Annotated in this window: 26 protein-coding genes; 16 read left to right on the forward strand and 10 right to left on the reverse strand. The window is 65.2% G+C overall.

Annotation, left to right across the window (positions count from 1 at the left end; genetic code table 11):
• Window positions 1-66 precede the first annotated feature (66 nt).
• Complete coding sequence (gene arsB, locus ACSQ3Q_RS14460; RefSeq protein WP_436137003.1) at window positions 67-1089, forward strand: ACR3 family arsenite efflux transporter; 1023 nt, start codon at window positions 67-69, stop codon at window positions 1087-1089.
• Window positions 1090-1110: 21 nt separating this feature from the next.
• Here arsB and ACSQ3Q_RS14465 read toward each other — a convergent pair whose 3' ends face one another.
• Window positions 1111-2310, reverse strand: a complete 1200-nt coding sequence (locus tag ACSQ3Q_RS14465; protein ID WP_436135056.1) for an MFS transporter — start codon at window positions 2308-2310, stop codon at window positions 1111-1113.
• Window positions 2311-2474: 164 nt separating this feature from the next.
• Here ACSQ3Q_RS14465 and ACSQ3Q_RS14470 point away from each other — a divergent pair, with 164 nt between their 5' ends.
• Window positions 2475-3068, forward strand: coding sequence for a molybdopterin-dependent oxidoreductase (locus ACSQ3Q_RS14470; protein ID WP_436135057.1), 594 nt, complete (start codon window positions 2475-2477; stop codon window positions 3066-3068).
• Window positions 3069-3196: 128 nt separating this feature from the next.
• Here ACSQ3Q_RS14470 and ACSQ3Q_RS14475 read toward each other — a convergent pair whose 3' ends face one another.
• Window positions 3197-4429, reverse strand: a complete 1233-nt coding sequence (locus ACSQ3Q_RS14475) for an MFS transporter (RefSeq protein WP_436135058.1) — start codon at window positions 4427-4429, stop codon at window positions 3197-3199.
• A 98-nt stretch (window positions 4430-4527) separates the two neighbouring features.
• On the opposite strand from ACSQ3Q_RS14475, the gene ACSQ3Q_RS14480 reads away from it, so the two are divergent.
• The gene (locus tag ACSQ3Q_RS14480; protein WP_436135059.1) at window positions 4528-5466 is read left to right on the forward strand and encodes a LysR family transcriptional regulator; all 939 of its coding nucleotides are present in this window, start codon (window positions 4528-4530) and stop codon (window positions 5464-5466) included.
• 136 nt (window positions 5467-5602) lie between these two features.
• On the opposite strand, the gene ACSQ3Q_RS14485 is transcribed toward ACSQ3Q_RS14480, so the two are convergent.
• The 4 genes from ACSQ3Q_RS14485 to ACSQ3Q_RS14500 form a co-directional block, all read right to left on the reverse strand.
• The gene (locus ACSQ3Q_RS14485; protein ID WP_436135060.1) at window positions 5603-6316 is read right to left on the reverse strand and encodes a hypothetical protein; all 714 of its coding nucleotides are present in this window, start codon (window positions 6314-6316) and stop codon (window positions 5603-5605) included.
• Between the two features lie 658 nt (window positions 6317-6974).
• A complete protein-coding gene (locus tag ACSQ3Q_RS14490) occupies window positions 6975-7355 on the reverse strand; it encodes a nuclear transport factor 2 family protein (RefSeq protein WP_436135061.1) in 381 nt (126 codons plus the stop codon).
• A gap of 69 nt (window positions 7356-7424) precedes the next feature.
• A complete protein-coding gene (locus ACSQ3Q_RS14495) occupies window positions 7425-7979 on the reverse strand; it encodes a hypothetical protein (protein WP_436135062.1) in 555 nt (184 codons plus the stop codon).
• A gap of 221 nt (window positions 7980-8200) precedes the next feature.
• A complete protein-coding gene (locus tag ACSQ3Q_RS14500; RefSeq protein ID WP_436135063.1) occupies window positions 8201-8755 on the reverse strand; it encodes a dihydrofolate reductase family protein in 555 nt (184 codons plus the stop codon).
• A gap of 275 nt (window positions 8756-9030) precedes the next feature.
• On the opposite strand from ACSQ3Q_RS14500, the gene ACSQ3Q_RS14505 reads away from it, so the two are divergent.
• A complete protein-coding gene (locus ACSQ3Q_RS14505; protein ID WP_436135064.1) occupies window positions 9031-10173 on the forward strand; it encodes a zinc-binding dehydrogenase in 1143 nt (380 codons plus the stop codon).
• 391 nt (window positions 10174-10564) lie between these two features.
• Window positions 10565-11731: an ABC transporter substrate-binding protein gene (locus tag ACSQ3Q_RS14510; RefSeq protein ID WP_436135065.1), complete on the forward strand. Its 1167-nt coding sequence runs from the start codon at window positions 10565-10567 to the stop codon at window positions 11729-11731.
• Between the two features lie 58 nt (window positions 11732-11789).
• On the opposite strand, the gene ACSQ3Q_RS14515 is transcribed toward ACSQ3Q_RS14510, so the two are convergent.
• Together ACSQ3Q_RS14515 and ACSQ3Q_RS14520 are read right to left on the reverse strand one after the other, a co-directional pair.
• A complete protein-coding gene (locus tag ACSQ3Q_RS14515) occupies window positions 11790-12926 on the reverse strand; it encodes a diguanylate cyclase (RefSeq protein ID WP_436135066.1) in 1137 nt (378 codons plus the stop codon).
• A gap of 586 nt (window positions 12927-13512) precedes the next feature.
• Complete coding sequence (locus ACSQ3Q_RS14520) at window positions 13513-15618, reverse strand: S9 family peptidase (RefSeq protein WP_436135067.1); 2106 nt, start codon at window positions 15616-15618, stop codon at window positions 13513-13515.
• Between the two features lie 306 nt (window positions 15619-15924).
• Here ACSQ3Q_RS14520 and ACSQ3Q_RS14525 point away from each other — a divergent pair, with 306 nt between their 5' ends.
• The 11 genes from ACSQ3Q_RS14525 (at window position 15925) to ACSQ3Q_RS14575 (ending at window position 23536) form a co-directional block, all read left to right on the forward strand.
• Window positions 15925-16161 carry a hypothetical protein gene (locus tag ACSQ3Q_RS14525; RefSeq protein ID WP_436135068.1) on the forward strand — a complete coding sequence of 79 codons (237 nt, stop codon included), beginning with the start codon at window positions 15925-15927 and terminating at the stop codon, window positions 16159-16161.
• A gap of 144 nt (window positions 16162-16305) precedes the next feature.
• Window positions 16306-17076, forward strand: coding sequence for a ferritin-like domain-containing protein (locus ACSQ3Q_RS14530; RefSeq protein ID WP_436135069.1), 771 nt, complete (start codon window positions 16306-16308; stop codon window positions 17074-17076).
• Between the two features lie 17 nt (window positions 17077-17093).
• Window positions 17094-18275, forward strand: a complete 1182-nt coding sequence (locus tag ACSQ3Q_RS14535; RefSeq protein ID WP_436135070.1) for a hypothetical protein — start codon at window positions 17094-17096, stop codon at window positions 18273-18275.
• Between the two features lie 82 nt (window positions 18276-18357).
• A complete protein-coding gene (locus ACSQ3Q_RS14540; protein WP_436135071.1) occupies window positions 18358-18921 on the forward strand; it encodes a hypothetical protein in 564 nt (187 codons plus the stop codon).
• Window positions 18908-19222 carry a hypothetical protein gene (locus ACSQ3Q_RS14545; protein WP_436135072.1) on the forward strand — a complete coding sequence of 105 codons (315 nt, stop codon included), beginning with the start codon at window positions 18908-18910 and terminating at the stop codon, window positions 19220-19222. Before ACSQ3Q_RS14540 ends, ACSQ3Q_RS14545 begins: the two co-directional genes overlap by 14 nt.
• Before the next feature lie 111 nt (window positions 19223-19333).
• Window positions 19334-19837 (forward strand): DUF4142 domain-containing protein, encoded by a 504-nt coding sequence (locus ACSQ3Q_RS14550; RefSeq protein ID WP_436135073.1) that lies wholly within the window; start codon window positions 19334-19336, stop codon window positions 19835-19837.
• 93 nt (window positions 19838-19930) lie between these two features.
• Window positions 19931-20182: a hypothetical protein gene (locus ACSQ3Q_RS14555; protein WP_436135074.1), complete on the forward strand. Its 252-nt coding sequence runs from the start codon at window positions 19931-19933 to the stop codon at window positions 20180-20182.
• 858 nt (window positions 20183-21040) lie between these two features.
• A complete protein-coding gene (locus ACSQ3Q_RS14560) occupies window positions 21041-21514 on the forward strand; it encodes an SRPBCC domain-containing protein (protein ID WP_436135075.1) in 474 nt (157 codons plus the stop codon).
• A 91-nt stretch (window positions 21515-21605) separates the two neighbouring features.
• Window positions 21606-22028 carry a DUF1801 domain-containing protein gene (locus ACSQ3Q_RS14565; RefSeq protein WP_436135076.1) on the forward strand — a complete coding sequence of 141 codons (423 nt, stop codon included), beginning with the start codon at window positions 21606-21608 and terminating at the stop codon, window positions 22026-22028.
• Between the two features lie 408 nt (window positions 22029-22436).
• Window positions 22437-22745 carry a hypothetical protein gene (locus ACSQ3Q_RS14570; RefSeq protein WP_436135077.1) on the forward strand — a complete coding sequence of 103 codons (309 nt, stop codon included), beginning with the start codon at window positions 22437-22439 and terminating at the stop codon, window positions 22743-22745.
• A 110-nt stretch (window positions 22746-22855) separates the two neighbouring features.
• Complete coding sequence (locus ACSQ3Q_RS14575; RefSeq protein WP_436135078.1) at window positions 22856-23536, forward strand: glutathione S-transferase family protein; 681 nt, start codon at window positions 22856-22858, stop codon at window positions 23534-23536.
• A gap of 411 nt (window positions 23537-23947) precedes the next feature.
• Here ACSQ3Q_RS14575 and ACSQ3Q_RS14580 read toward each other — a convergent pair whose 3' ends face one another.
• On the reverse strand, window positions 23948-24895 hold the full coding sequence (locus ACSQ3Q_RS14580) for an aldose 1-epimerase (protein ID WP_436135079.1): 948 nt from the start codon (window positions 24893-24895) through the stop codon (window positions 23948-23950).
• Window positions 24896-25080: 185 nt separating this feature from the next.
• Entirely contained in the window at window positions 25081-26052 is a 972-nt protein-coding gene (locus tag ACSQ3Q_RS14585) for an SMP-30/gluconolactonase/LRE family protein (RefSeq protein ID WP_436137004.1), read from the reverse strand.
• Window positions 26053-26166: the final 114 nt, after the last annotated feature.

Raw genomic sequence — 26166 nt, forward strand, 5'->3', positions numbered from 1 at the left:
ACCATGCGACCAAGCCCCTCACAGACCGGACCTGCCAGCGCCCAGCCCCCTTCCCCGGCCGCCGGCATGGCGGTGTTCGAGCGTTACCTCACCGTCTGGGTGCTGCTGTGCATCGTCGCGGGCATTGCGCTGGGGCAATGGTTCCCAGGTGCGGCCCGCGCCGTGGGCGCGATGGAAGTCGCGCGCGTCAACCTGCCGGTGGGCCTGCTCATCTGGGTGATGATCATCCCCATGCTGCTGAAGGTGGACTTTGGCGCGCTGGCTGAGGTGCGCCAGCACATGCGCGGCATTGGCGTGACGCTGTTTGTGAACTGGCTGGTCAAACCGTTTTCGATGGCGCTGCTGGGCTGGCTGTTTATCCGCCACTGGTTTGCGCCGTACCTGCCTGCCGACCAGCTCGACAGTTACATCGCAGGGCTCATCTTGCTGGCCGCCGCACCCTGCACGGCCATGGTGTTTGTGTGGAGCCGCCTAACGGGCGGCGACCCGCTCTTCACGCTGTCACAAGTGGCGCTCAACGACAGCATCATGATCGTGGCGTTTGCGCCCCTGGTGGCCTTTTTGCTGGGCCTGTCGGCCATCACCGTGCCATGGGACACGCTGCTCACCTCGGTGGTGCTCTACATACTGATCCCGGTGGTGATTGCGCAATGGCTGCGCAAGCGGCTGCTGCGCCGGGGCGAAGCATTCTTTGCAGCCGCAGTCGCCCGCACCGGCCCCTGGTCCATTGCCGCACTGCTGGCCACGCTGGTGCTGCTGTTCGCGTTCCAGGGCGAGGCCATCCTGCAGCAACCGCTGGTCATCGCCCTGCTGGCCGTACCCATCCTCATCCAGGTGCTGTTCAACTCCGCCCTGGCCTATGGCCTGAACCGCGCCGTGGGCGAAAAGCACAGCATTGCCTGCCCGTCAGCGCTGATCGGCGCGTCCAACTTCTTCGAGCTGGCCGTGGCCACGGCGATCAGCCTGTTTGGCTTTCACTCCGGCGCAGCGCTGGCCACCGTAGTGGGCGTGTTGATCGAGGTACCCGTGATGCTGCTGGTGGTGGCCGTGGTCAACCGCAGCAAGGGCTGGTACGAGGCGCGGGGCTGACAGGCACGCCACCTGAGAAGGTCAGGCGCCTGCCGCCACAGCCCCGCGCGGCTGCACCTGGCGCGAGATCAGCAGGCCCAGCGCAAAAATGCCCACCGCCGCCACCGAGAACACGGGCGGCAGCCAGCCACGGTCCACACTGAAAGCCACCATCAGCACGCCCGTGGACTGCCCCAAAAACAGCAGGCACGCAAACAGCGTCACCGCCGTGCCCCGGGCCTGGGGCGCCATCTGCGTGGCCTGCACCTGCAGCGTGTTGTGCAGCATGTAAAAGCCGATGCCCGCCAAAAAGCAGCCCAGCATGGCCCAACCCGCCGCAGGCGCCCACGCCAGCGAGAGCAGGCCGATGGCAATGAAGCTGGCGCCCAGCACGGCCAGCCCCCGCTCGCCCAGCGCCGCCAGCCAGCGCCGCGCGAACACGCTGTAGATCAGCCCGCCCACGCCATACAGCACCATCACGCCGCCAGCGGCCGAGGCCGACAGGCCAAACCCGTCCACCATGCGCGCGGGCACAAAGGCCAGCGTGCCAAACGCGAGCGCGCCCTCAATCGTGACCACTGTGAGCACCCAGCGCACACGAGGAATGCGCAGCAGCGCCATGGTGCCCGCGAGGTAGTTGGCCAGCGAGAACGCCGGTGCGCCCGGCACCACCACCGGGCGCAGCGCCCCGCTGGCGCGCGCGTGGCGCAGCAGCAGCATGGCCGCCGTGAAGAACAGCACGGCCAGCACACCCAGCGCCGCACGCCAGCCCAGCGTTTCGGTGGCAAAGCCGCCAAACCACTGGCCCGCCATCATCCCGGTCACCGTGGCCACCATCAGACGCGCCAGGGTCTCTTGCCGCTGCTCGTAGGCCACCTCATCGCCAATCCACGCCATCGACAGCGGAATGATCCCGGCCGCCGCCGCCCCCATGGCCGCACGCGCCACCACCAACAGGCTGAAGCTTTGTGCCAGCGCCGTCATGGCGCTGAACACCGCACACGCCGCCGTGGCACCGATGATCACGCGCACCTTGCCCACCCGGTCACCCAGCGGGCCATACACCAGCTGCAGCACGCCATAGGCCACGGCAAACGCCGCAATCACCGCCGAGGCATCGCCCGTGGTGATCTGGTATTCAAGGGACAGGGCGACCAGCATTGGGTCGCACACACGCATGGAGGCCATGCTGCAAAAGGCCGCCAGGCTGATCAGCCGCAGCATCGTCGAGGAAGAGGTCATATGACCCGATTGTGGTGCGACCCGCGCGAGGTCGCTGGCGTGGGGCGGCAAGCACCCTGGCTGCAGAAGGTTGGGCACGCCCCACCCGGGCGCCTGCCATTTTTTGCGTGGCACCTCGCAACCTTGCGCTTACCATGCGCGCCTGATTTGAACGAGGAGCCATGATGAACAAACGCAACTTTGTCGCCGCCAGCGTTGGCCTGGCAGGCCTGTGGACCGCCACCAGCGGCCACGCCGCCCCGCCGGCAGCGGCATCCGCCAACCCTGCCCTGCTCACCATCAGCGGCGCCATCACCCAACCCAACCGCGGCGAGCTGGACCCCACCATCGACCAGATGATGGGCAAACACGGCATCCAGTTTGCCAACGCCCACGCGCTCGACGCCGCTGCGCTGCAGCGCATGGCCGCCGTCACCATCAAGCCCACGCTGGAATACGACAGCAAGCCCCACACGCTCAAGGGCCCCCTGCTCACCACCGTGCTGGCCGCTGCGGGCGTGGCCGCAGGCAGCTCCGTGCAGCTGGTGCTGCGCGCGGTGGATGGCTACAACGTGACCATCAGCATGGCCGACGTGCAGGCCTACCGCATGATCATTGCCACCCACATCGACGGCCAGCCCATGGCCCTGGGCGGCCTAGGCCCGCAGTGGGCCGTGTACGACGCGGATGTGCTGCCCGCCTTCAAGGACAAGCCGGTGAAGGAGCGCTTTGGCCTGTGCCCCTGGGGGCTGTACCACATTGAGGTGAAAAAGGCCTGATGGCTGAGGCCACGGACCGCTTGGCCAGCAGGGCGCGGCACAACAAAAGAGCGGCTCCATAGCCGCTCTTTTTTTGATAGCTTCTAGCACCCACCCAGCAAGCGGTAGAAGCACTTTTTATCCAAAAATCAGCGTGCCCGCCCCGCCATCCGCACCCCCAGCGCCGCCAGCGAACCCACCGTGGCCAGCGCCACCACGCCCAGCCACCCCCACTGCGCCAGCGCCAGGCTGCCCAGCGCCGCACCGGCCGACATGCCGATGAACATGCCCGTGAACAGCAGCGCATTGAGCCGGCTGCGCGCAGCAGGGTCGATGCCATACACGATGGTCTGGTGCGCCACCAGCGTGGCCTGCACGCCGAAGTCGAAGCCGATGGCACTCACCACGATCAACGCCAGCTGCGCCTGGGCGGGCAGCAAGGGCGCCAGCGCCATCGCGGCAAACGATGCCGCCGCCAATCCGGCGCCATAGCGAGTCACCACCTCGGGCCCGCGCTTGTCGGCCAGGCGCCCGGCCAGCGGTGCAGCCAAGGCGCCCGCTGCGCCCGCCAGGCCAAACGCCCCCGCTGCTGCCGTACCCAGTTGGAACTGGCTGTGCAGCATCACCGCCAGCGTGGACCAGAACGCGCTGAAGCCCACGGCCAGCAATCCCTGCGCCCAGGCCGCCCGGCGCAGCGCACTGTGCTGGCGCCACAGCGCCACCATCGAACCGATCAGCGCGCCATAACCGAGCTGCGTGGTGGGCACAAAGCGCGGCAGGCCGCGCCACACCGCCACGGTCAGCAGCGCAATCGCCACCGCCGCCGACACATACACCGTGCGCCAGCCCCACTGCTGCGCCACAAAGCCGCTGACCACGCGCGACAGCAAAATGCCCAGCAACAACCCCGTCATCACCGTGCCCACCATGCGCCCGCGCTGCGCGGCCGGGGCCAGCGTGGCGGCGGCGGGCACCACGTCTTGCGCCACCGTGGCCGCCAAGCCCACGGCCAGGCTGGCTGCCAACAGCGCGCCCATCCCGGGCGCCAGGCCGCTCAGCAGCAGGGCCAGCATCAGCGCCACCGACTTGATGACGATGATGCGGCGCCGGTCATACCGGTCGCCCAGCGGCGCCAGCAGCAAGATGCCCAGCGCATACCCCAGCTGCGTGAGCGTGGGCACCAGGCCCACCACACGGCTGTCCGCCTGCATGTCCGGCCCCAGCACGCCCAGTATGGGCTGGCTGTAGTACAGCGACGCCACGCTCAGCCCCGCCGTGGTGGCCAGCAGCAGCAACAGCGGCACGCTCACCGCCCGCTCGGCAGGCAACGCCGGGGCCACGCCCATCGCGTTGTTTGCATGCACCTTTTGAATGGAAGACATCGCATCAACACCTGTTCAGCCAAAGAATCAGTGATTGTTCTCAGTCAAGCGCACGCTGGGTAGTGGGCTGGGTTGCAGATTTGTTATACGCTTCACGCATGACCATCGCCCTGCCACCCGGCGCCGACCGCATTGAGCTGATGCAGACCTTCATCCGCATCGTGCAGGCAGGCAGCCTGTCGGCCGCCGCGCAGCAGATGGGCACCAGCCAGCCCACCGTGAGCCGCCGCCTGCAGGCACTGGAGCGCACCCTGGGCATCAAGCTGCTGCAGCGCTCCACCCACGTGATGAAGTTGACGGAAGACGGCGAGCGCTGCTTCTCCCACGCCAAGGCCCTGCTGGACGACTGGCGCACCATGGAAGACGACCTCCGCGGCACGGCCGACACGCCCCGCGGCACCTTGCGCGTGCTGGCGCCCCACGCGTTTGGGCAAAACCAGCTCATCCCGCCGCTGATGGACTACCTGCGCCGCTACCTCGACGTGTCGGTGGAATGGATGCTGCACGACCGCCGCCCCGACTTCATCGCCGAGGGCATCGACTGCGCGATCCAGGTCGGCGCGGTCCAAGACCCATCCGTCGTCGCCATCCGCCTGGCTGAGGTGCCCCGCATTGTGCTGGCATCGCCGCAGCTGATGGCGGGCCGCCGCATGCCGCAGCACGCTCAGGATTTGAAGGACCTGCCCTGGCTCGCGCTCAGCACTTTCTACCAGCGCGACGTGACTCTCACCTACCAGCACAGCGGCGAAACCAGCACCTTCCCCATCAATCCCCGCCTGGCCACCGACAGCCTGTACGCCCTGCGCAGCGCCACGCTGGCCGGCCTGGGCGCGTGCATTTCATCGGCGTGGATCGTAGATGCAGACTTGCGCACAGGCGACTTGCTGCACCTGGTGCCCACCTGGCAAGCCGCACCGCTGCCGGTGTACCTGGTGTACCCACATGCGCGGTTTTATCCGGCGCGGTTGCGGTTGTTTTTGGAGGGGATGCGGGAGGCGATGCCGGGGTTGGCGGGGATGCGGGGGGTGGGGTCTTGAGCGAACGACGGCTGCCGGCCGGGAGCGGCCAATGGGGCGGCTGAAAGCGGACGCTCAACGTTCGAGTTAACCGGCGCTGCGCGGCTTCATCGCGCAGCGTCCGTGTTGACCGATGGGTTGGGCATATGGAGCATGGCTACTGACACCAATTGTCCTTTTGCGCTGGATCAGCTGCGTCGCAATGGAGGAAGATTTCGTTCAAGAAGAAAGCCCTCTTGGACGGAAGCCTCTTCCAAGACACCTCTGCCTTGAAGTCCCTAAAGTCATTCAATCCCGTCGTAATCTTCTTCTTGCCCGTCAGATAGTTGGTGCTGTACTCGGATCTTTCGCCAGTGCTACGGGAGGACTCGGAGCGGTCATAACCAATAAGTTGAAACCGAGTGCCTTGAGTGCCGAAAGTGAACTTTTCGTTCACCACGCCATAGCTGCCGCAGCTTCGCCAGTCTTGCAATTCGATGACGAGATTGCCTCTCGCAATCGATACACCACCGTTCGCGAGTGGATCCGCCAAGCAATCCATGTCTTCAGCATTCTCGCTAGGGAGCAGATCATCCCTGCGTAGGACTTCTTTCAGCCCGCTGGATGACCGCAGGAGAATGATGAGACGGCGTGGATTCAAATTGAGGATGTTCGGTCCCAGAGACCCCTCTGGCTTCTTCTTGAAATTGGCAGGATTGGTTTCTTCAACGACAAGCACCACGTCGTCAATTCCGTCGCGGTTCAGGTCTCCTGCGTTGTTGGTGATGACTTTCCAACCATTGGGTACCCACTGGGCAAGGGCGTCGGAGGGCGCTGCGAAAGACGGCGCCGCCAGGAAGGCCAGTAGCAGAAGATACTGGGATCTCAACACTAGATTACCTCTTGTCTACGGCCGGTTATTCCAGATGCCCAACGTAATGGATCCCGCAAAACCTGCGGGATAAACTGGACCGTGCGGGATATTCTGGACACTGATTCCTCCTGGAAGCGGCTTGCAGCTTGAACTTGCGGTCAGTGCGCTGTGCAAAAGCACGGGCATAAAATTTCCGCCAAACCCGGCAAGCATCAACTCAGCAAAACTATAGCTTGCCAGTAGTCAGGCACCGGGCACTGAAACAGCACCGTTTGGAGGGCAAGCCAACGGGTAATGAGTCAACGGCAGCTTTGGGATAGTTTCGTCCACCGTCGGCTTAGGGCTCATCGGGGCCATTCAAGCAACTCGCCCAATGCGTCGTCGATGCCCGCTACCACAAACAGGTACGACAGCAACGGCAATTCATGCGGTGTTCTTCTCATATTTGAACGTACGCCTGTGGCCAGACCGGCCGGAGCATTCAATGGCGTTCTGAAAAGAGGGAACGCCTAACGCCCGGACCAACGCGCGGGACGTGCCAAGCACAAGACTACCTTGTCGAGCGAGCAACCAGGCGGGCACGCACAGTGAAGCCGGGCGGATGCCGATCTGCACGTGGCCTCAATCAAACAGTCAGCCGTAGGGGGCACAGGCGACAACAGACGAGGCACGACTACTATTCCTGAACTGCACTGATGTGACCTCCAACCACGCGCCACTGGCTTGATGGCTGTTTGTGCCAAACCCTCGTGTAGCGAAGCAATTGCGAGAACTCAGATCCGAGGTACTGCCCGGCGGTCTTCATGCGAACTGAGACGATTGCAAACGAATCGTGCATGCACACTTGCATTTCTGAAGCGCTAAGTTCATGAAAGCGGATTGCGCCCGAACGGTGCGTTTGAAGATCTTCCTGCTTGCTGATCAACTGACCTTGGTGGGTAGTAAACAGCAGGTCAGGCGAAATGAGTTCATCTAAAACACCCACATCTGAATGAAGCATCGCGGTGCGCAGGCGCTCTTCTGCTTCTATGATTTGAGCTTCGGCTTGAGCTTGCATAGGGTGACTTTCGAAAGCGCATGGGAGGCTTGGTCCGGCTTGCCGGGATAAGCCCTCTCAATGGAAAAACTATGCCGCGCCTGTGGCAGCGGGCACATCTGGTGGACGGTAAGCCAAAGATGAACCACACCAAGGGCAATAACGGATGACAGTGCTGCTCGGTTCGACCCACCAACACGGCTGATTCTCTGGGCCCATCAAGCCATACCTCATTGCGAAGCCGGCTTTGGCACCATGCACGGCGTCAAACATCTCGGTACAACAGTACGCTTGAGACCTTTTTATCCATTCATATCGTTCTGGTTCCAGCTCCGATTTTCTCCACTGGAGGCAGGCAGTGCATTGCGACACGTGTTTGATTGCTGCACTCAGCTCAGCATCGGTGAATAAGGTCGAATCGACCTCCAGGCAATCATCCAATGCAAGACTTATCGCGGTTTGATCTCTTTGATTTGCATGCCAAGCAGTCTTGAGTACAAGGCGCGACGCAGCACACGCATGGGCTACTTTGGCAACAGCCGAAGGGCCAGTGCCGAGCAACTGTTTGTCTTTGCTGGAAAAACTCATATGAACAGCCAATTTAGAATTCGCAGGACCGAGTGTTCTTGTGTGCAGCCAAGTCATTTTCGCCTGCACTGTGGCAGGTAAAACCTCAATCCTGGTCGCAAGCAGCCACAGCGTTATCCCGATCTAGCAGTGGAACTAGATTGGGTTTCAAGCTAGTTGTTCATTAAAAATATAGACGCGGCCTAGCTGCTTCCGTTGGCTCCCGCCCGAGACTACATGCGAAGGTACGCCAGCGAGACGTGATTTGGCGCAAGCCAGCTACTGGGTGGAACGGTTGCCTATCTGTGCGGCACATACCGCATCGCCACCGCTCCCGAGCTGAGTTCCAGCCGGTCCACAAGCTGCAAGTCCACATGCCGAGACAGCCCCGCGAGCAAGGTCGGCCCGTGGCCAGCGATCCGGGGGTGCACCACGAACTCGTACTCGTCGATCAAGCCCAGCTCGGCCAGCGCCAACGGGAGCTGCACCCCACCGACGAACAGCCCCTTACCAGGCTCCTGTTTGAGCTGCTGGACGGCCTTCCCCAAATCCCCGCGCAGGAGTTGCGCATTCCAATCGACCTGCTGCAGGGTGCTCGACACGACGTACTTCTTGGCCGCGTTGATCGCGCGGGCGAAGGGGTCTATCGAATCAGGCGCTTGCTCCGCCTCAGTCTGCTCCTGCGGCCGGAATGAGGTCTCCATCAGCTGATAAATCACCCGGCCGAAAAGCAAGGCATCGGCCCGCTCCAGGTTCTGAATCGCATGGCGATGCAGTTCTTCGTCTGCAGCCATGGCACGGTGGTCGCAGCAGCCGTCCAGGGTGACGTTGATGGAATACCGGAGGGGTCGCATGGGTTCTCCTTGGCTGGATGTTCGTTGTGTCTTTACAAAGACCTGGGCCGTGGAAGGTTAGGCGAAAAGCGCAGCTATGCCACGTTCACGGCGTGGCACGTGAAGGAACGCATGCCACGCTGAGCGACTGCAAGGCCGGCCTGCCGGCCGCCTCGGGCGTGCTCCGTGTTACCTATGTGGCAGCGCAGCACGCCATGTCCGGACCACAATGAAGGAACCCCTCCGCTGTGCCGACTGCCGAAGCGCGCCAGCCAACCCCTTACCGAAAGTGCCGCATGAACCACCACCCCATCCCCGCCACCGCGCTTCAGCTGCGCTCGCTCGTCCAGGCCGACGGCACTCTGCAGCTCAGCCTGGAGCCCATCCCCGTGCCGACACCGGGCCCGGACGAGGTGTTGATCCAGATCCAGGCAACGCCGATCAACCCGTCGGACATCGGCCTGCTGCTCGGGCCGGCCGACCTGGCGACCGTGCAGGTGACCGGAAGCGCCGACCGGCCGGTGGCGACGGCCCGTATCCCCGAACGCGCCATGCCCGGCATGGCCGCGCGCCTGGGCCAGAGCATGCCAGTGGGCAACGAGGGCGCGGGCCTGGTGGTGGCGGCAGGCTCCTCACCGGCGGCCCAGGCCCTGCTGGGCCGCACCGTGGCCGTGATTGGTGGCGCCATGTATGCGCAATACCGCACCATGCCCGCGGCGCAGTGCCTGCCGCTGCCGGCCGGCACCACGGCGGCCGAAGGCGCGTCGTGTTTCGTCAACCCGCTGACCGCCCTGGGCATGGTCGAGACGATGAAGCGCGAAGGCCACACCGCGCTGGTGCACACCGCAGCGGCCAGCAACCTGGGGCAGATGCTCAACAAGGTGTGCCAGAAGGACGGGATCGGCCTGGTCAACATCGTGCGCAAGCCGGAGCAGGCAGCGCTGCTGCGCAGCATTGGCGCCCAGCATGTGTGCGACAGCAGCGCGCCGACTTTCATGGCCGACCTGACCGATGCGCTGGCAACCACGGGCGCCACCATTGCGTTCGACGCCACGGGCGGCGGCACGCTGGCCGGGCAAATCCTGCAATGCATGGAAAGCGCCATCAATCGCAATGCCAAGGAATACAGCCGCTACGGATCGGCCGTGCACAAGCAGGTCTACCTGTACGGCCACCTGGACACGCGGCCCACCGAAATCCAGCGCACCTTTGGCATGGCATGGGGCGTGGGTGGCTGGCTGCTGTTTCCGTTCCTGGCCAAGATTGGCGATGCTGCCGCCCAGGGGCTGCGCGCGCGCGTGGCAGCCGAGTTGAAGACCACGTTCGCCAGCCACTACGCACGCACCGTGTCGCTGGCAGGGGCGCTCAGCGCCGATGCCATCGCCTTTTATGGCCCGCGCAACACCGGCGCCAAGGTGCTGATCGATCCATCGCTGTGAACACGGGGGTTAGAAGTCGGGCGCGTTGTGGGACAGGCAACCCTCGGCCAACGGCCTGGTCGGTTCGATTGGATGCGGCGGCCGCATCACCCCCTCGAAACCACTCAACCTCTGCCCCTCGGGGCCAGCCGGCGTCGGTGGCTTGCGGACGCGTCCCCCTGAGCGCGCAGTCCACCCTGGCGTCTGCTGCGCCGCTTGCGCCACCACACGCCCCCAGTCCCCAAGGTGACCGCCTGCGCGTGTTTTCCCGCAAGGCTCTGACGCGGACGCGCCGGATACTGGCTGCGCTGTTGAGGGGCCACGCACACACCGTCTGCTTGTTCTTTGTGTGTTGCGCCGCGCCATAACGGCCCGCGCCACATACCTACAAGACCGACAGGAGACATGCCACATGCCCAGCCACCGCCCTGCCCCCTTCGCCGCCGCGCCCCTTACGCGCCGCCGCGTGTTGTCATCCGCCGCGGCCAGTGCCGTGGCGCTGCCCGGCTGGGCGCTGGCCCAGTCGCCGCAGGCCGAGCCCTGGCGCATCGGCCAGACGGCGGCGCTCACGGGGCCGCTGGCGTTTCCGTTTGTGGAGATGAACCGGGGCATTGCCGCGGCCTTCCACGAGGTCAACGAGCGCGGCGGCATCGAAGGCCGGCGACTGCAGTTTGTCAGCCTGGACGACGGCGGCGCACCGCCCAAGGCCGGCGAGAACGCGAAGAAGCTGCTCGAAGAAGACAAGGTGTTTGCCCTGTTGGCGTGCGGCGGCACCACCAGCGTGATCGGCGCCCTCCCCGTGGCCGTGGCGGCCAAGGTGCCGGTCGTCGCACCAGCCACGGGGTCGGACGCGCTGCGGCCCTTCAACCCGCTGGTGTTCCATGCGCGGGCGAGCTACTCGCAAGAGCTCAACAAGATCGTGCAGCAACTCGGCTCCACGGGGTTTACCAAATGCGCGGTGGCCTACATCGATAACCCTTTTGGCAAGGCCACGCTAGCGGCTTTTGACGCGGCGGCCAAAGCGCACGGCAACAAGGAATGGAAGGCCTTTCTGCTACCCGAAACGCCGGACGGCGTGGCCCGCGTGGTGGACGAGATCACCGCCTGGCAACCCAATTCGCTGATCTCGCTGGCCGTGGGGGCCGTGGGCATCCCGTTTTACCAATCACTGCGCCAGCGGGTAAAGGCACCGGCCTTCTCAATCTCTTTCCTGGGCTCGCGGCCGCTGCTGGCGGCGCTGGGGGAATCCGCGCGTGGCATCACCGTAGCGCAGGTGGTACCCAATCCGGACAACGTGGCCAAACCCATCGTGAAGGCCTACCGCGATGCGCTCAAGGTCAACGCCCCCGATGCGCAACCCGGCTACTCATCGCTGGAGGGCTACCTCAGCGCCCGCTTGATGATCGAAGCCCTGCGCCGCGCAGGCCGCACGGCATCGCGCGAGAAACTGGTCGAGGCGCTGCACTCCATGCGGCCCTATGACATGGGCGGCTTCGAGCTGCGCTACGGCCCGCAGGACCACAGCGGGACGGATTTTGTGGAGCTTTCGTACTTCAACGGAGAGCGCTTCCGGCGGTAAAAACTACGCTCGCCTGCTGGCGGCGGTAACAGGCAGACGCTGCGCCGAGGGCGCCAAGTCACCCCGCCACCACCCGGTTGCGCCCGGTCTTCTTGGCGTGGTACAGCGCCGCATCTGCGCGGGACAGCAGTGCGTCGAGCGAGTCGTTCTGCGGCAGGCTCAGTGTCACGCCAATGCTCACGGTGCAGCCCACCTCCTTTTCAGCGGGCACGCAGGCCACCCGGACGCGCTCGGCCACTTGCAGTGCGGCCTCGAGTGGCGTGTTGGGCAGCAGCAGCGCAAACTCCTCCCCGCCAAAGCGGCCCAGCAGGTCTTTCTTGCGCAGCAGGCCATGGACCTTGCCGGCAAAGTCCACCAGCACTCGGTCGCCGGCTTGGTGGCCGTGGGTGTCGTTGATGGACTTGAAATGGTCGAGGTCCATCATCAGCAACGCCAGCGGCTGGCCGGTGCGGTGGGCGCGCTCCAGTTCGATGGCGCAGGCTTCATCCATGTAGCGCCGCGTGAGGGTGTTGGTGAGCGAGTCGCGGGTGGCCAAAAGCTCCAGTTCGGTCCGCAAGCGGTCACCGGCCATCAGCACCGCGCCGACTGAGAACAACAGAATGGACACCGAAAAGCTGGCGATGAACAGCGCATGCTGCGGCGCGGTGTTGAGGATGCTGTCGCCCGTGGGCAGGACGAAGGTGGTGGCAATCCGTACCACCTGGATCACGGCGATGCACGCCAGCACCCCCACGGTAAGCCTGCGTGAGAAGCTGCCCATGCCTTGCCGGACGATGAACCACGCGTGCACCGCAAACATCACGGCCATCAGTGCGGTGATGAGGCGCAGGCGGGCCGGGTAGCTGGGGTCGCCCCAGGTGAACCACATGGTGCCCAGCACGACGGCCGCAATGATGGCAAGCCAGCGCCCGGTGGCCGGACGTACGCCATAAAACTGCTGGGTGCCAGCGTAGAGGCCGTACACGCCCCAGCACAGCACAAAATTGGGCACGGCGGTGGTGAGCACGTCTGGCAACTGTCCGCGCGAAGCCGCCAGCACGCCTCCCACCACAATGGTCAACAGGGCTTGCGCCCAGCGGCCGAGGCCCTGAATGCTGGGTGGGTAGCTGCGCTTGAGGGCCCACAACACCAAGGCCATCAGCGCGCTCATGGCGCTGATGAGGACGATGGCGGTTCGGGGGTCAAGCACGTTCATGGTCGTGCCAGTTTGCCTGAATCACACCCATGGGGCGAACGCGAAGGCATCCTTCCATGCGAGCAAGGTCGGCGGCGCGTGCCATGTGAGCCTGTATGGGCTGGCATGGGCCGCTGGCGGATCTGCGACCTCGAGCTGGCCAGGATACGTGTGGGTATCGCGCAGACCACGAACTGCACTCGCAGCGGGCTGTTCGCGTCAGCGCGTCACTCACCGGCACAAGTCGCGGGCCGTTGCCTGTGCATCAGCGCTAGGGAGCGTATGCTCACTTTTCAATAGCTTCCAGCGCTTGTACATCAAGCGCTGGCGGCACTTTTGGCTCGAAATTCAACGGGCAGAGCACTCACGATCAGGCGGTCACCCTCGCTCGCCACCCTGGCTCCCGTACTGGAACGCCCGCTTGATCCGCGTCCACAGCGACAGTTTTGGCGCGCCCTCGGCCGATGCGTCCGGTCCGGCATCAGCCAGCCCGCGCAAGGGATCGCGCCCGCGGGCACCGCTCCCCCGCGGCGAACTAGCAGCAGTGGCTGCGGGTGTTGAGGCAGGCGAAGCGGCAGGAGAATCGTCAGTGCCGCCCGCCTTGTCGTCATACGGTTTCATCGGTCTCCTCTTCTTGCCGCGCGGTCGACTCGGCCACGGGCTCTGCGCTGTTGCTGCCACTGGCTGGCGCCGACAGCACGTGCTGCGACACCCAATCGACGATGCGCTGCGACGCATCGGCCCGGCAGGCTGGCGCGCCTTCGCCCAGAAAGCCGTGGCCTTCTTCGGGGTACAGCACCAGTTCGGCCGGCGATTCGCTGGCGCGCATGAAGCTCACAAACAGCTCTTCGGACTGGCACTTGGGGCAGCGTTCGTCGTCTTTGCCCTGCATGAACAGCGTGGGCGTGCTGGCTTTTTCGATGTACTGCAGCGGCGACAGGCTGCGCGCCTTTTCGCGGTCAAAGCGGGGCGCGGTGGCCATGTAGAACGGGTCGGCGTAGTAGCCGCCGTCTGACGTGCCGTAATGCGTCTCGATGTTGCCCACGGGCGCCATCACCACGGCCGCCTTGAAGATGTCGGTGTGGCCGATGGCCCAGGCGGTGAGGTAGCCGCCATAGGACTTTCCGCAAACGGCCAGGCGGTCGTCGCACACGCCGTCGGCCTGCAGCGAGGCAATGGCGGCCAGATGCTGGGGCATGTCGCGCGTGCCCCATTGGCCTTCGAGCCTGTGGCTGAAGTCGTGCCCGAAGCTCGCGGAGCCCACCGCGTTCAGCGCCAGCACGCCCCACCCCTGCGAACACAGCACCTGCCAGTACACGGTGGTGTCGAAGTCCAGCAACGCGTAGGCGGCCGGGCCGCCGTGGATGTCGTTGACCAGCGGGACCGGTCCGGTCGTGCCCTTGGCACGGATAAGCCAGCCTTCGATCTGCTCGGTCTCGCCGTCCTCGCCGGGCACCTGAAAAGACACCGCATCGGCCTCTAGGGCCGTGCGCTCCTTCCACCAGGGGTTCAGGTCGCTGACCTGGTGCAGGCTGTTGTTGCAGTCCTCACCACCACACACGTGCAGCTCACACGGCTGCGCGGGATGGTGGAGGGCCATGGCGAAGTGTTTGGCGGTCCAGCCGAAAGCTCCGATCTGGTGGTCACCGCCGAGCAGCACCTTGAGTTCTCCGTCCAGGGTGATGCGCGCAACCTCATGGCGGCCGCGGTGTGCGCGCAAGAACACGATCGTGTTGTCGTCCTTCCAATGCACCGACATCGGGTCCGCCACTTCCACATTGCCAATCTGGCGCGTCTTGCCGGTGGTGGTGTCGTACACCCAGAGCCGCACCTCAGCATCGCCCGCCAGCACCGCCCCGGTGAACGCGATGCAGCGTCCCGAAGGCGACCACATGGGCTGCATCGTGTGGGCATGGGTTCCCACCACGCACACATGGTTCTCGCCATCGGCCGTGCAAGTCCACAGATCGGTCTCATGGGCAAAGCGGCCGTCGCGGGTGCGGATGTAGGCGATCCGCTGGCCGTCGTGCGAGACGGTGTGCGCCAGCACGTCGAAGGAGCCCTGGGTCAGCTGGGTGCCATCGCCCGTGGTCGCATCGATCTTGAACAGGTGGATCTCGCGCGCGAGCAGGTAGCCCACGCCATCGGCTTTGTAGGGCAGCTTCCACGCCACCTCGGCCGCGGTGCTCTTGCGCGGGGCCGCCGGCTCTGTGGCGCGCGCCCCGCGCAGATTGGGGTCCACCGCTACCGCTGATGTGGCCACCAGCGATTGGCCGCCGGGCATCCAGCGCAGGCTGGTCACGCCGCCCAGCAGGTGGCTTAGCTGTCGCGTCTCGCCGCCGCTGGCGCTGCCATCCTTGGCCGCGCGCATGCCCAGCAGGTAGATCTGGGCGTCGCCATTGCGGTCGGAGACAAAGGCCAGCTGGTGACCGTCGGGCGACCAATGGGGTGAGTGGTCGTTGCCCGTACCCTGAGTGATTTGGGTGCCGGCCGTGCCCGCAGGGGCGGCCAGCGGAAAGGTCCAGAGTTTGGTGCGGTAGGTGTCGTTGTCGCGGTCGACCGATTGGATGGTGCACGCCACGCATTCCTGAGTGGGCGAGCCTTCCAGTTCGTTGATTTTGAAATGCAGGTACAGGTCATCCACTTCGAAAGGCTTGCGCGAAGCATCGGAGGCGTGGGCGGAGACGGGATTGGTGCGAGATTGAGTGGACATGGCGTCTCAATATGTGTTGTGTTGGAGGCAGCTGGACTGTTTAAAGCTAGCGAGGCAAACGTCCCCGCCACGTAGGACGGGTGGCTGCAGGCGTGACCGTTTTGCGCCGGCAAAGCGGCCTGCCTGCGGGCCGCCTCAGAAGGCCTCCTACAACGCCAGAACGGGTCTGCTCACATGCACCGCATGGCTCGTGGCAGAGACTGAGTTCGCCCCCGACCGACAACCGGTAACCCATGTTTGAGTTCACCAAACGGGGGCGCATCCATCCGACCAGACGGTCTACTTTTTTTGATACGGAGCAACACCATGACCGAAAAACGCACCCCACCTGACTACAACCAATACGGCATGAAGGACGAAGACGCCACGGCAGTGGACGTGTACTCCAACCGCCCAGGCGGTGAGCAGCCCGTGGTGGGCCCCGCAGACGCGGTGGACTCTTCCGGGCACCGCCGCGGCGCGATCGAAGAACGCCCTGAGCACAAGCCTTCGTCACGCGCGGGCCAAGCCGTCATTGGCGAAATCGACGACAGGAAGCGCTAAGGCGGTTGGGCCACCGCTGCGCCGATGATTGACGCCCCGGCCCTGGCAGCGGTTGCTGGCAACTACTTGCTGGAGAGACTTGGTCCTACAAAAAACGCGATTTTTGCGCCGGAGAGTCAAGGCCCCCACTCAAAGGACCTTGTCATGCAACCTACTACCACCGGACAGAACCGCACCGGAGCAGCCACTGCTGAAGAAGGTGTGCGCGCCATGCTGGAAGCCAACGAGCGTTGGGCTCCCGCTGAACCCATCGACACCACACTGGCCGACTCCGAGCGCAGTCTCTACGTTATCGAGGCGGACTCTGTGGGCTCGATTCCACCGCCAGTCACCATCCACGGCATGCTCAAGTCGGGCTTTGACAAGCTCGTGGGCGAACGCCCCGAGGTGCTGATGGACAAGATCGGCGAACGCCTGGCTTTCGAGCGCTCTGGAACCCGCCTGTACGACGCGCTGATCGTCAAGTATGAAACCCTGGTTGAAGGCGGCGAAATGCCTGAGCTGCCCATGCCACTTGATGCCGGCGCCGCCGACGTAGCGTCGACCCTGGAGCGCATCCGCGCCGAAGAGCACGAACATTTTCTGCTGCTCAGCGAGGTGATGACCTCGCTGGGCGGCGACCCCACCGCACAAACGCCCTGCGCCGATGTGACCGGTGTGGCGTCGATGGGCCTGATGCAGGTGGTGACCGACCCACGCACCACATTTGCCCAGGCCCTCAACGCGATGCTGATTGCCGAGCTGACGGACAACGCCGGCTGGGAGCTGCTCATCACGCTGGCAGAAGAAGCCGGCGAGACCGACATTGCCGAGAAGTTCCAGCGCGCCAAGGCCGAGGAAGAAGAACACCTCGTCATCGTCAACACCTGGTTCACCGCACTGGTGACCGCCCCATTTGCCACTGTGGCGGCGTAACCCCCGAGGAGACACGGATGACCATCAATTTGCTGCAAGACAAGGGCGTGCCGCTCAGCCGCCAAGGCATGTCATGGAAAGACATGGTGGGCAAGCCCATCAGCAAGCTTGACGACGACGCCTTTACCCGCGTGCGCGCCATTCTGATGAACGGGCTGGAGCTCGATTCGCTGCGGACCAAGCAGGTGGCCCTGCGCTGCAACGCCGACGCGCGCGTGCAGCTGGCCCAGCTGATGCGGGTGGAGCAACACCAGGCCACCACCATCAACTGGCTCATCGGCGCCGACCACTCGCCGCTGGAGACCACCATCGGCTACGAGCAGACCGCCATCGAAGTTACTGCCTGCGTTGCGCAGCTGGAGCCCGATCCGTACCTGGCCCAGGGCTACCGATATGCGCTGCTGGAAGACTTTGACCACCTGTACCGCTACAGCGCATTGCTCGACCGGCTGGAGGGCAAGGACGCGAACAACATCACGCAGGGCTACACCGACATCGTGCCCGCGCGGCCCACGTCGGAGCACCACCGCGCGCCCGAGCACGACCTGCTGGAGCCCTACGGGCCCGGTGCTGCGCTGGCTACCAAGCTCCATGCGCTGACACTCACCGGGGGCGAGTACCAGACGCACGACTACTACATGAACATCGGCCCGCTGTTTGCAGACCCGGTGGCCCGCCAGCTCTATGCCGAGATCGCCTCGGTGGAGTCGCAGCACATCGTCCATTACGGCTCGATGCTCAACCCACACGAAACACCGCTTGAAAAACTGCTCGTCAGCGAGGCTTGCGAAGTGTGGAACTACGCCGGCTGCGCCGCGCAGGAAACCAATCCGCGCATCCGCGCGATCTGGGAGCGTTTTCTGGATTATGAGCTGGGCCATCTGCAAGTGGCGCTGCAGCTCTTCAAGGATCTGGAGCGGCGCGATCCCGCCGAGGTACTGGGCGATGGCCTGCTGCCACGCTTCATCGAGTTCCAGAGCCAACGCGGGTTTGTGCGACACGTGGTGGAAACCGAAACCCAGCTGCGCAAAGACGGAACCCAGTTTGTGGACCAGGCCCAGGAAGGCGAAACGTCGCTGGCGTACCGCAGCGTGGTCAACGCAGCCGGCTCGCCATCCACCAACGTGTCAGCGACCTGGACCTGGGCGCCCGGCACCGAGCTCACCCGCGGCGCAGAAGCCTTCAAGCGCGTGGCTTGAACGCTGGCCCGCCCCTTCTGTCCTTAGCCGACACCCCGCGTCCTTCCACCCCAGTCCTTCGATCACAACCCAGGAGACCACCATGACTTCCAACACATTCACCAAAATTGCAGGCTGCAAGATGATCGCCCTGCCACTGATCGTGGGCGCCGCGCTGGCGCTCTCGGCCTGCGACCGCAACAAGGCGCCCAAGCCCAGCTCCGGTGCCGAGACGCAGTCGCCCGCCGCGGGCACCGGCGCACCCGGGGCGGCGACCACCGGCAGCAGCACGGGCAGCGGGGGCGCAAGCTCCATGGGCACGTCCAGCTCCGTGGGCGACACCTCCGGCAGCAGCGCCACGGGGACTTCCGGCACCGGCACATCGGCCACGGGGGCGGGCACCTCCGGAACCGGCACCTCGGGTATTGGCGCGGGCGGCACCACCGGCACCGGGACGGGCACCGGCATCTCTGGCGCGGGCACGGGCAGCACGTCGACGGGCAGTGGTTCCACATCGGGGCCCGGTACGCCGGGTACCGGTTCATCCGGCGCCTCCAGCGGCACGCCGTCCACCAACAACGGCAGCGCCGTACCGGGTGGCACCGGCACAACGTCGGGCTCGACCAACAGCACCCCCAACAGCAGCACTGGCAATGCAACCCGCTGACAGTGCGCCACCCACGACCGCGGGCGCCGCAGCCGATATTGCGGAGCGGTTTACCGCACGCGACAGCGCGGGGCAACAGGTCGTGATCGAAAAGCTCAAAGCCCGGGCCCTGGAGAACGACCTTCAAGGCCTGCAGTGGTCCGACGGCGGCCCGCACTACCAGCTGCAGGGCGGCGGCGCGGTTGACCAGGTCGGCGACTCCACCTACCGCATCGTCAGCACCGGCGAAGTGGTGCGGCGCGAAGAAGGCCAGCACGGGCTCACGCACCACACCGAGCACCAGACGGCAGGGCGTCCGTAGATTTCTCGATGGCGCGGTTTGACGTCCGCACTGTCGCCAACCCGCGGCCCGGCCGTTGCGCCGGACGGCAATCCCATCACCTCTAAAACCTCTCTTTCTGAAGGAGTGAACATGAAAAAATTATCCGCACTTGTATTGGCTGCCTGTGGTCTGGCGCTGTCGCTCAGCGCTCACGCACAGGCCAGCAAAAAGGACCAGGAATTCATGACCAAGGCCGCTGCAGGGGGCCTGTATGAAGTGCAGGCCGGCACGCTGGCGCAGGACAAGGGGCGCAGCCCCAGCGTCAAGTCCTTCGGTGCCATGCTCATCAAGGACCACACCACGGCCAATGAAGAACTGAAAGCGCTGGCCAGCAGCAAGGGCGTGACCCTGCCCACCGCCGTGCCTGCAGACAAGAAAAAGCGCCTGGACAAGATCGCCCAGGCCAAGGACTTCGACAAGGAGTTTGTTGACGAAGTCGGCGTGGACGACCACAAGCACGACATCAAGCTGTTTGAGAAAGCCAGCACCGATGCCGACGACGCCCAGGTGAAGGCGTTTGCCGCCAAGACGCTGCCCACGCTGAAGGCGCACCGGGAGCACGCCGAAGGGTTCAAGAAGGCCCATAACAAGTAGTCGCGGCGCCAGCCCCACCACGCGCTAAACCGCGCGTGCGTGGGGAACCGCACGACGAACGATCCGACGAGCATGAAACCGACAGGAGCCACCGTGGAAAAGACGAACAAGGACGTGATGCAGGAATCGGCGCAGGTGTTGGCCGGAAAGATCGACATTCCGGATGGCCCCAATGTGGCGCCCAGCCCCCGGGAGCACCTGGCCGCCCAAGGCATCGTGAAGCCGCCCCTGCACGCGGGCGACGTGCAGCCTGGGGACAACACGGACAGCATCGACAAGCAGCACCCGCCGGGCGACGCCGCAGGGCCGGACGGCGCTATCCCCAAGGGCCAGGAGCGCCGCTGACGCTGTGAACCCGGGCAAGCCGCACACCGCCTGCGACGGACGCAGGCATCAGGATTTCCAATGAACAAGACACCGCGAAACCCCCACTCGACCTGGCCTTTTCCTGCCGGACAGCAGCCGCTGCAGGCGCCGGCGCAATCACCGAACGCAGAACACGCGGCGAAGACGGACCCTGCGGAGCAGGATCTGGTGGACGAGCAACTGGAGCGGGACAGTGCGGTAGCGCAGAGCACACGTCCCAGGGCGCCTTAGCGGTGTCGGAACGAAGCGGCTACGGACTGCGAGATGGGCCGCTCGGCTTCGGCTTCGGCTTCGGCTTCGGCTTCGGCCTGGGCTGGGCTGGGCTGGGCTGGGCTGGGCTGGGCTGGGCTGGGCTGGGCTGGGCTGGGCTCCTTAGCAGCATTTGCTACTTTTTCAATAGCTGCAAGACCTTGCCAATGAAGCGCTGGAGGCCAGTTTAGCTTCAATTTTTCGTCTTTACGGCTGTGCGTCGGATGCAAGCGTCCTCCGCTCCCTGTTCCCTGCTCCCTGCTAGCTGCTAGCTGCTAGCTGCTAGCTGCATCCTCGGTCACGCAGCACCGCAGCTTGGAATAGCGCTCAAGCGCCACCAAAGCACTCTCAGCCCGCGCGCAAGTCCGCGCCGCTGACCATTGGGGCGGTCGGCCATTGCCACTCCACGCAGCTGCGCACTCCACTCGGCCCCCGTCGCCATGCCTGCCTGGTCAACCGAGGCGGCGTTTTCCGGCGCCGGCCTTGCGCCGAGGGTCCCGGCCCGGCAGACTCTCGCTTCGCCACGCACCCTACAAGCCACGATGCGCCGAGGTGCGCTGCCCCCACTCCCTCGCATCCCAACAGCCCATGCCCTCATCGCCCGTGCCGAGCCTTCCCGACGCCACCCTGACCACCGAACGCGTGCTGCACGCCATGCCGCAGCAAGTCTTCGCAGCCTTCGAGCAACCTGGGCAGTTGGCCCAGTGGTGGGGGCCGCAGGGCTTCACCAACACCTTCGAGCAGTTCGAGTTCACTCCCGGGGGCCGCTGGGTGTTTGTGATGCACGGGCCCAACGGCGCGAACTATCCCAATGAAAGCCTGTTCCGCGAGATCGTGCCCGCGGTGCGCATCGTGATCGAACACGTCGTCGCGCCATGGTTCACCTTGACGGTGGGTCTGGCGCCGCACGGCGACGGCCACACGCGCCTGACCTGGGCACAAGCGTTTGAAAGCGCCGAGCTCGCAGCCAAGGTGCGCAGCGTCGTCGGCCCAGCCAACGAGCAGAACCTGGACCGGCTGGCAGCCTTGTTGCAGGCCCCACCCCAACAGGCTTTGCGCTGAACGCCCCAGCACCGGCCTGCCCCCCCACGCCCCCCACGCCCCTCCAAACCCGCCCCCCGCGACGCCCACCACTTGAGGAGACCACCGCCCCATGGCCAACACCCCCACCACCACTACCGCGAGCGCGGCCGCGTCCGAGCTCATCGACCAGCGGATTGCCGACCTCAACGACTGGCGCGGGCAGGCACTCAGCCGGGTGCGCCAACTCATCCATGAAGCGGCGCCCGGCGTGGTCGAAGAGTGGAAGTGGAAAGGCACGCCGGTGTGGTCGCTGGGCGGCATTTTGTGCACCGGTGAGTCGTACAAATCGGCCGTGAAGCTCACCTTTGCCCACGGTGCAGCGCTGCCCGACCCGGCGCAGCTTTTCAACGCCAGCCTGGACGGCAATGTGCGGCGGGCGATCGATATCCATGAGGGCGGCGAGATCGATGCGCAGGCCTTCAAGGCGCTGATCCGGGCGGCGGTGGCGCTCAACGCCGGCAAGGCCAAGAAGACGGCGGCGCGGGCTCGATAAAAGCGCTGCTCGGCGGGGCGTGCTCACGCCCTGCTGCCGCCAGTGGGCTGGCGATGTACCTTGCGAGGAGTCTTCAGTGATCCATGCGAGGGGACAAGGGAGTGGTCCTTTGCACCCGTGGTTGCCGTCCAATTGCTACTTATTTAGTAGCAACATGCGCTTACGGAATAAGCGCTAGACGCCAATTTCAATTCAAATTCACCGATAGGCAGTGCTTCCAATCTGCCGTTTGTCCCCGGTTCTGCTGGGCACAGCCCCGTACCGACCACTGCCGCCATCGCGCCTGGCCACGCCGTGGGCAGCAGACAATGGCACGCCCCCAAAAAAGTCACGGCTTGGTGATATCGAGCATGCGCGTTCGACCGAAAAACTGTATATTTATACAGCCTTTCAACACAGGAGCCTGCCATGGACACCATCGAAGCCACCTACACCGTCAGCCTGCGCGACTATCCCGAAGAACTCCCGGCGCAACACCGCGCTGCGGCCGAAAAGCGTTACGGTCGTGAACTGGAAAAGCAACTCGGCGGCCCGGAGCAAGTGGCCGCCGCCCTGGACACGATGTCAAGCCTGGAAGACTCGCCTCCCGAGGTGGTGTCCCCCGGCGACCTGACCCTGCTCAAACACTGGGGCCGTGCCAGCGTGGCCGCCAAGCAGGCAGGCTTTCGGGACCTGGGCGAGGCCGATGGCGCGTACTTCGAGGTGCGGCTGGCCTGAGGTCCCCGGCCGCTGCCGCCTTCGCCGTCACCGCGCCTGCGGCTCGCAGTGCCCACGCTGGGCATCGCATTTTTTCATCGCAACGCCCATCCTTACGCAGCCCATCTCCCATGCCCTCCCACCGCCACCTCACCTTCTTCCACGCCCCCAACAGCCGCTCCGCAGGCGCGCGCATCCTTGTCGAAGAACTGCAGGCCGAGCACGATCTGCACGTGCTCAGCTTCAAGGCCGGCGAGCAACGGCAGCCGGACTACCTGGCCATCAACCCCATGGGCAAGGTGCCAGCGCTGCGCCACGGCGACACGCTGGTGTCCGAGCAGGCTGCAGTGCACATGTACCTGGCCGAGCTGTACCCCGAGCGTGCCCTTTCGCCCGCAGTGGGCGACCCGCTGCGCGGCGCCTACCTGCGCTGGATGGTGTTCTATGGCTCGTGTTTCGAGCCCGCGGTGGTCGACAAATCCATGAACCGCGACAGCGGCTCCCCCGTGGCGTCGCCCTATGGTGACTATGACAGCGTGATGCGTGTGGTGAATGCCCAGCTGGAGCAGGCGAGCCCGTGGTGGCTGGGCGAGCGGTACACCGCTGCCGACGTGTTGTGGGGCAGCGCCTTGAGCTGGATCTCCGCCTTCAAGCTCATCCCCGAGACGCCCGCGTTGACACGCTATCTGCAGCGGTTTGGCGAGCGCGAGGCGGTGCAACGGGCTCGCGCGCTGGACAAGGAATTGGCCGCGCAACAGGCTGCCCAACACGCGGCGGCCCAGCACGGTGCGATGCCAGCTGCAGCGTCATAACGCTGGCGAGCTGGCGAGCTGGCGAGCTGGCGAGCTGCTGAGCTGCTGAGCTGCTGAGCTGCTGGGTTGCTGGGTTGCTGGGTTGCTGGGTTGCGAACTTAATAGTGCTTCAGATCAACTGCGCGACCGGCTGACTGCCGCGCGCCGGCCATCGGGCTACCAGACGCACGAGCCTAAGCCTGCTCTGTGAGCTTTTGAGCCTTGAACCGTGGCCTGTGAGCTGTGGGCCGTGAGCCCTGGCTGCTCAGCAGTGCAATCGTTGCCGTTGCCTGTTGAGCCGAGGGATGGCCCGCGCACTTTCGAGCGAGCTACCCTGCGAGCACCCTGACCGTGGCCACTGCGAAGGTGGCTTCTGAACGGGCGCGCAGCCACCGGGTGCCTTCGAGTGAACGACTCCCTGAGCTTGCGCCCTCAGCCGCCAATACTGCTTTCCCTGTCCAGCGGCCCGAAGCGCCATTGCACCCGCATCACCAGACTTTCGCCCTGCGCCAGCGTGCGCAGACCCGGTTGCCCGGGCTGGTTGAACGCGTCGATGGGCTGGGTAATGGGCTCAAAGCAAAACGCCGGGCCCTGGGGCGGGCGGTAGATCAGACAGTAGTGGTGGGCAGCGCCGCCGTCCTGTTCAAAGTCGGGCATGTTCGCAATGAGCTGCAAGCCCCGCTCGGGCCATTCGATGCGGGCCGTGCCGCCCCAGCCGGTGTAGGCGTTGTCGATCAGGCTGCCGTGGGCAGACGCCCCGGCATTGAGGTCCCAGCCCGGCGGGAACTGGGTGGTGTGTTCGGTGGGCAGCGGGTCGTCCCCGCAGAGCCAGACCGCCTGCACGGGCGCCGTGACGCGTGTGCCGGGTGTGCGCGGGAACCAGGGGTGCAGCCCCAGGCCGTACGGCAGCGGCTGCGCACCACGGTGCACCACCTTCACGCTCTGATCCAGGCCACCGTTCACCAGGCGAAAGGTCTGCACGCACTCGTAGTCGTACGGGCCGCCGCCAAAACATTGGGAGCGCAGCGCCATCTCCAGCGTGTCGCTGGCGCTCTGGCGGATGTCCCAGGGCTGCAGCCAGCCGTCGCCGTGGATCGGGTACGGCTCGCCCGCGCGGTTGGGCTCCATGGCGTGGAACTGCCCGTTGTGCGAGAAGCCGCCGCCGCTGATGCGGTTGGACCACGGCACCATCGCAAACGAGGCCAGCTTGTACAAGTCCACCGTTTCGCCGTCCCAGGGCCGCCACAGATCGATGGGCGCATCTGCACCGCCGGGGCCGTCCACCTGCCAGGCCGCGACGCTGCCGCCCAGAGAGGGGACAAGCCCCAGGTGTTGGCCGGCATGATGGAGCCAGACGATGGGATGAGAAGCCTCGGTCATGGGAAGGAACGCTTTCTTTGAAAGGTGGTGGTGAATCGGCAAAACGGGCGCAAGGGCGCGGGGGCATAGGCGCGCGAAAGTGACAGGGGACACGACGGGTAAAGCGCTCCACGCGCGAAAGCTGCACCGCTCGTTGCAAAGCAGCTGCAGCACGAAGACCGCAGCGCCCGCCTGCACCGCAAAACTCAACCGCCAAACAAATGGGCCGGTACGCCCGGGCTGTCCACCGACACGGCAAACAGCGCGCCGGCCAGCGGCTCGGCCTCCAGCTGCGCGGGCGTGAGGCCCACGCGCGCCGAGGTGATGAACAGCGTGCGCAGATCGGGCCCACCAAAGGCACAGGTTGTCACCTGGCTCACAGGCAGCGTCACGCGGCCGAGTTCGGCGGCAGTCACGGGGTCGTGGCAGGTCACGCAGTGGCCACCCCAATGCGCAATCCACAGCCGCCCCTCGGCATCCGTGGTCATGCCGTCGGGCAGGCCTTCTTCGGCGGCCCACTGCTTCCACACGCTTTTGTTCGAGACGGTGCCAGCTGCGGGGTCGAAGTCGTAGCGGTAGGTGCAGCCCTCGATGGTGGCGTTGAAGAACAGGGCCACGCCCTGGCCTGCGTCCGATCCGCCCATGCCGTCAGGCGCGCTGGCGTGCGACCACGCAGGCCCGTTGGTCACGGCAAAGCCGTCGTCGTGGCGGGTGCACTGGCCGTCGGGGTCATAGCGGTATAGCGCACCGGTGGGCGCCTCGCAGGCAAAGTCCATCGAGCCCGCCCAGAAGCGCCCCTGGGCATCGCACTTGCCATCGTTGAAGCGGTTGGCCGCTCGCTCGGGCTCGGGCTGGTGCAGGTAGCGCGGCTCGTCGTCGGTGGCGGGGTTGAACAGGGCAAAGCCTCTGCGCAAGGTGATGAAGAGCCCGGGCTCGTGCGCCCGCTCGGCCAGGGCCGAGATCTCTTCGGCGAAAGTCCAGCGCTGGTAGTTGTCGCTGGCAGGGTCCCAGCGGTGCAGATGGCGAGCCAGGATGTCGACCCAGTACAGCGCCTGTTCGCGCACCGACCACACCAGGCCCTCGCCCAGCTCGGACCCCAGCGCTTGTACGCACCGCGGAGCTCCCGTGACGGGTTTGGAATAGGCCGCGGCAGACGCCCCGGCGCGTTGGATGTCCAGTGGGATCAATGCTGTCTCCGGTTGTTGTTTCTGCACCTGTCTGTCGCAGGGGTCTTGACGCCCGGCATCTTATCAACGCCAATTGATGCTTGTAATTTATATTTTTATCATCAA

The organism is Acidovorax sp. LjRoot129 (assembly GCF_964253765.1).
In the GTDB taxonomy this organism is placed as follows: Bacteria; Pseudomonadota; Gammaproteobacteria; order Burkholderiales; family Burkholderiaceae_C; genus Acidovorax.

Excerpts from the sequence above, each read along its gene's own strand:
- arsB (WP_436137003.1), top strand. The coding sequence starts at position 67 with ATGGCGGTGTTCGAGCGTTACCTCACCGTCTGGGTGCTGCTGTGCATC.
- ACSQ3Q_RS14465 (WP_436135056.1), bottom strand. The coding sequence starts at position 2,310 with ATGACCTCTTCCTCGACGATGCTGCGGCTGATCAGCCTGGCGGCCTTT.
- ACSQ3Q_RS14470 (WP_436135057.1), top strand. The coding sequence starts at position 2,475 with ATGAACAAACGCAACTTTGTCGCCGCCAGCGTTGGCCTGGCAGGCCTG.
- ACSQ3Q_RS14475 (WP_436135058.1), bottom strand. The coding sequence starts at position 4,429 with ATGTCTTCCATTCAAAAGGTGCATGCAAACAACGCGATGGGCGTGGCC.
- ACSQ3Q_RS14480 (WP_436135059.1), top strand. The coding sequence starts at position 4,528 with ATGACCATCGCCCTGCCACCCGGCGCCGACCGCATTGAGCTGATGCAG.
- ACSQ3Q_RS14490 (WP_436135061.1), bottom strand. The coding sequence starts at position 7,355 with ATGCAAGCTCAAGCCGAAGCTCAAATCATAGAAGCAGAAGAGCGCCTG.
- ACSQ3Q_RS14495 (WP_436135062.1), bottom strand. The coding sequence starts at position 7,979 with ATGACTTGGCTGCACACAAGAACACTCGGTCCTGCGAATTCTAAATTG.
- ACSQ3Q_RS14500 (WP_436135063.1), bottom strand. The coding sequence starts at position 8,755 with ATGCGACCCCTCCGGTATTCCATCAACGTCACCCTGGACGGCTGCTGC.
- ACSQ3Q_RS14505 (WP_436135064.1), top strand. The coding sequence starts at position 9,031 with ATGAACCACCACCCCATCCCCGCCACCGCGCTTCAGCTGCGCTCGCTC.
- ACSQ3Q_RS14510 (WP_436135065.1), top strand. The coding sequence starts at position 10,565 with ATGCCCAGCCACCGCCCTGCCCCCTTCGCCGCCGCGCCCCTTACGCGC.
- ACSQ3Q_RS14515 (WP_436135066.1), bottom strand. The coding sequence starts at position 12,926 with ATGAACGTGCTTGACCCCCGAACCGCCATCGTCCTCATCAGCGCCATG.
- ACSQ3Q_RS14520 (WP_436135067.1), bottom strand. The coding sequence starts at position 15,618 with ATGTCCACTCAATCTCGCACCAATCCCGTCTCCGCCCACGCCTCCGAT.
- ACSQ3Q_RS14525 (WP_436135068.1), top strand. The coding sequence starts at position 15,925 with ATGACCGAAAAACGCACCCCACCTGACTACAACCAATACGGCATGAAG.
- ACSQ3Q_RS14530 (WP_436135069.1), top strand. The coding sequence starts at position 16,306 with ATGCAACCTACTACCACCGGACAGAACCGCACCGGAGCAGCCACTGCT.
- ACSQ3Q_RS14535 (WP_436135070.1), top strand. The coding sequence starts at position 17,094 with ATGACCATCAATTTGCTGCAAGACAAGGGCGTGCCGCTCAGCCGCCAA.
- ACSQ3Q_RS14540 (WP_436135071.1), top strand. The coding sequence starts at position 18,358 with ATGACTTCCAACACATTCACCAAAATTGCAGGCTGCAAGATGATCGCC.
- ACSQ3Q_RS14545 (WP_436135072.1), top strand. The coding sequence starts at position 18,908 with ATGCAACCCGCTGACAGTGCGCCACCCACGACCGCGGGCGCCGCAGCC.
- ACSQ3Q_RS14550 (WP_436135073.1), top strand. The coding sequence starts at position 19,334 with ATGAAAAAATTATCCGCACTTGTATTGGCTGCCTGTGGTCTGGCGCTG.
- ACSQ3Q_RS14560 (WP_436135075.1), top strand. The coding sequence starts at position 21,041 with ATGCCCTCATCGCCCGTGCCGAGCCTTCCCGACGCCACCCTGACCACC.
- ACSQ3Q_RS14565 (WP_436135076.1), top strand. The coding sequence starts at position 21,606 with ATGGCCAACACCCCCACCACCACTACCGCGAGCGCGGCCGCGTCCGAG.
- ACSQ3Q_RS14570 (WP_436135077.1), top strand. The coding sequence starts at position 22,437 with ATGGACACCATCGAAGCCACCTACACCGTCAGCCTGCGCGACTATCCC.
- ACSQ3Q_RS14575 (WP_436135078.1), top strand. The coding sequence starts at position 22,856 with ATGCCCTCCCACCGCCACCTCACCTTCTTCCACGCCCCCAACAGCCGC.
- ACSQ3Q_RS14580 (WP_436135079.1), bottom strand. The coding sequence starts at position 24,895 with ATGACCGAGGCTTCTCATCCCATCGTCTGGCTCCATCATGCCGGCCAA.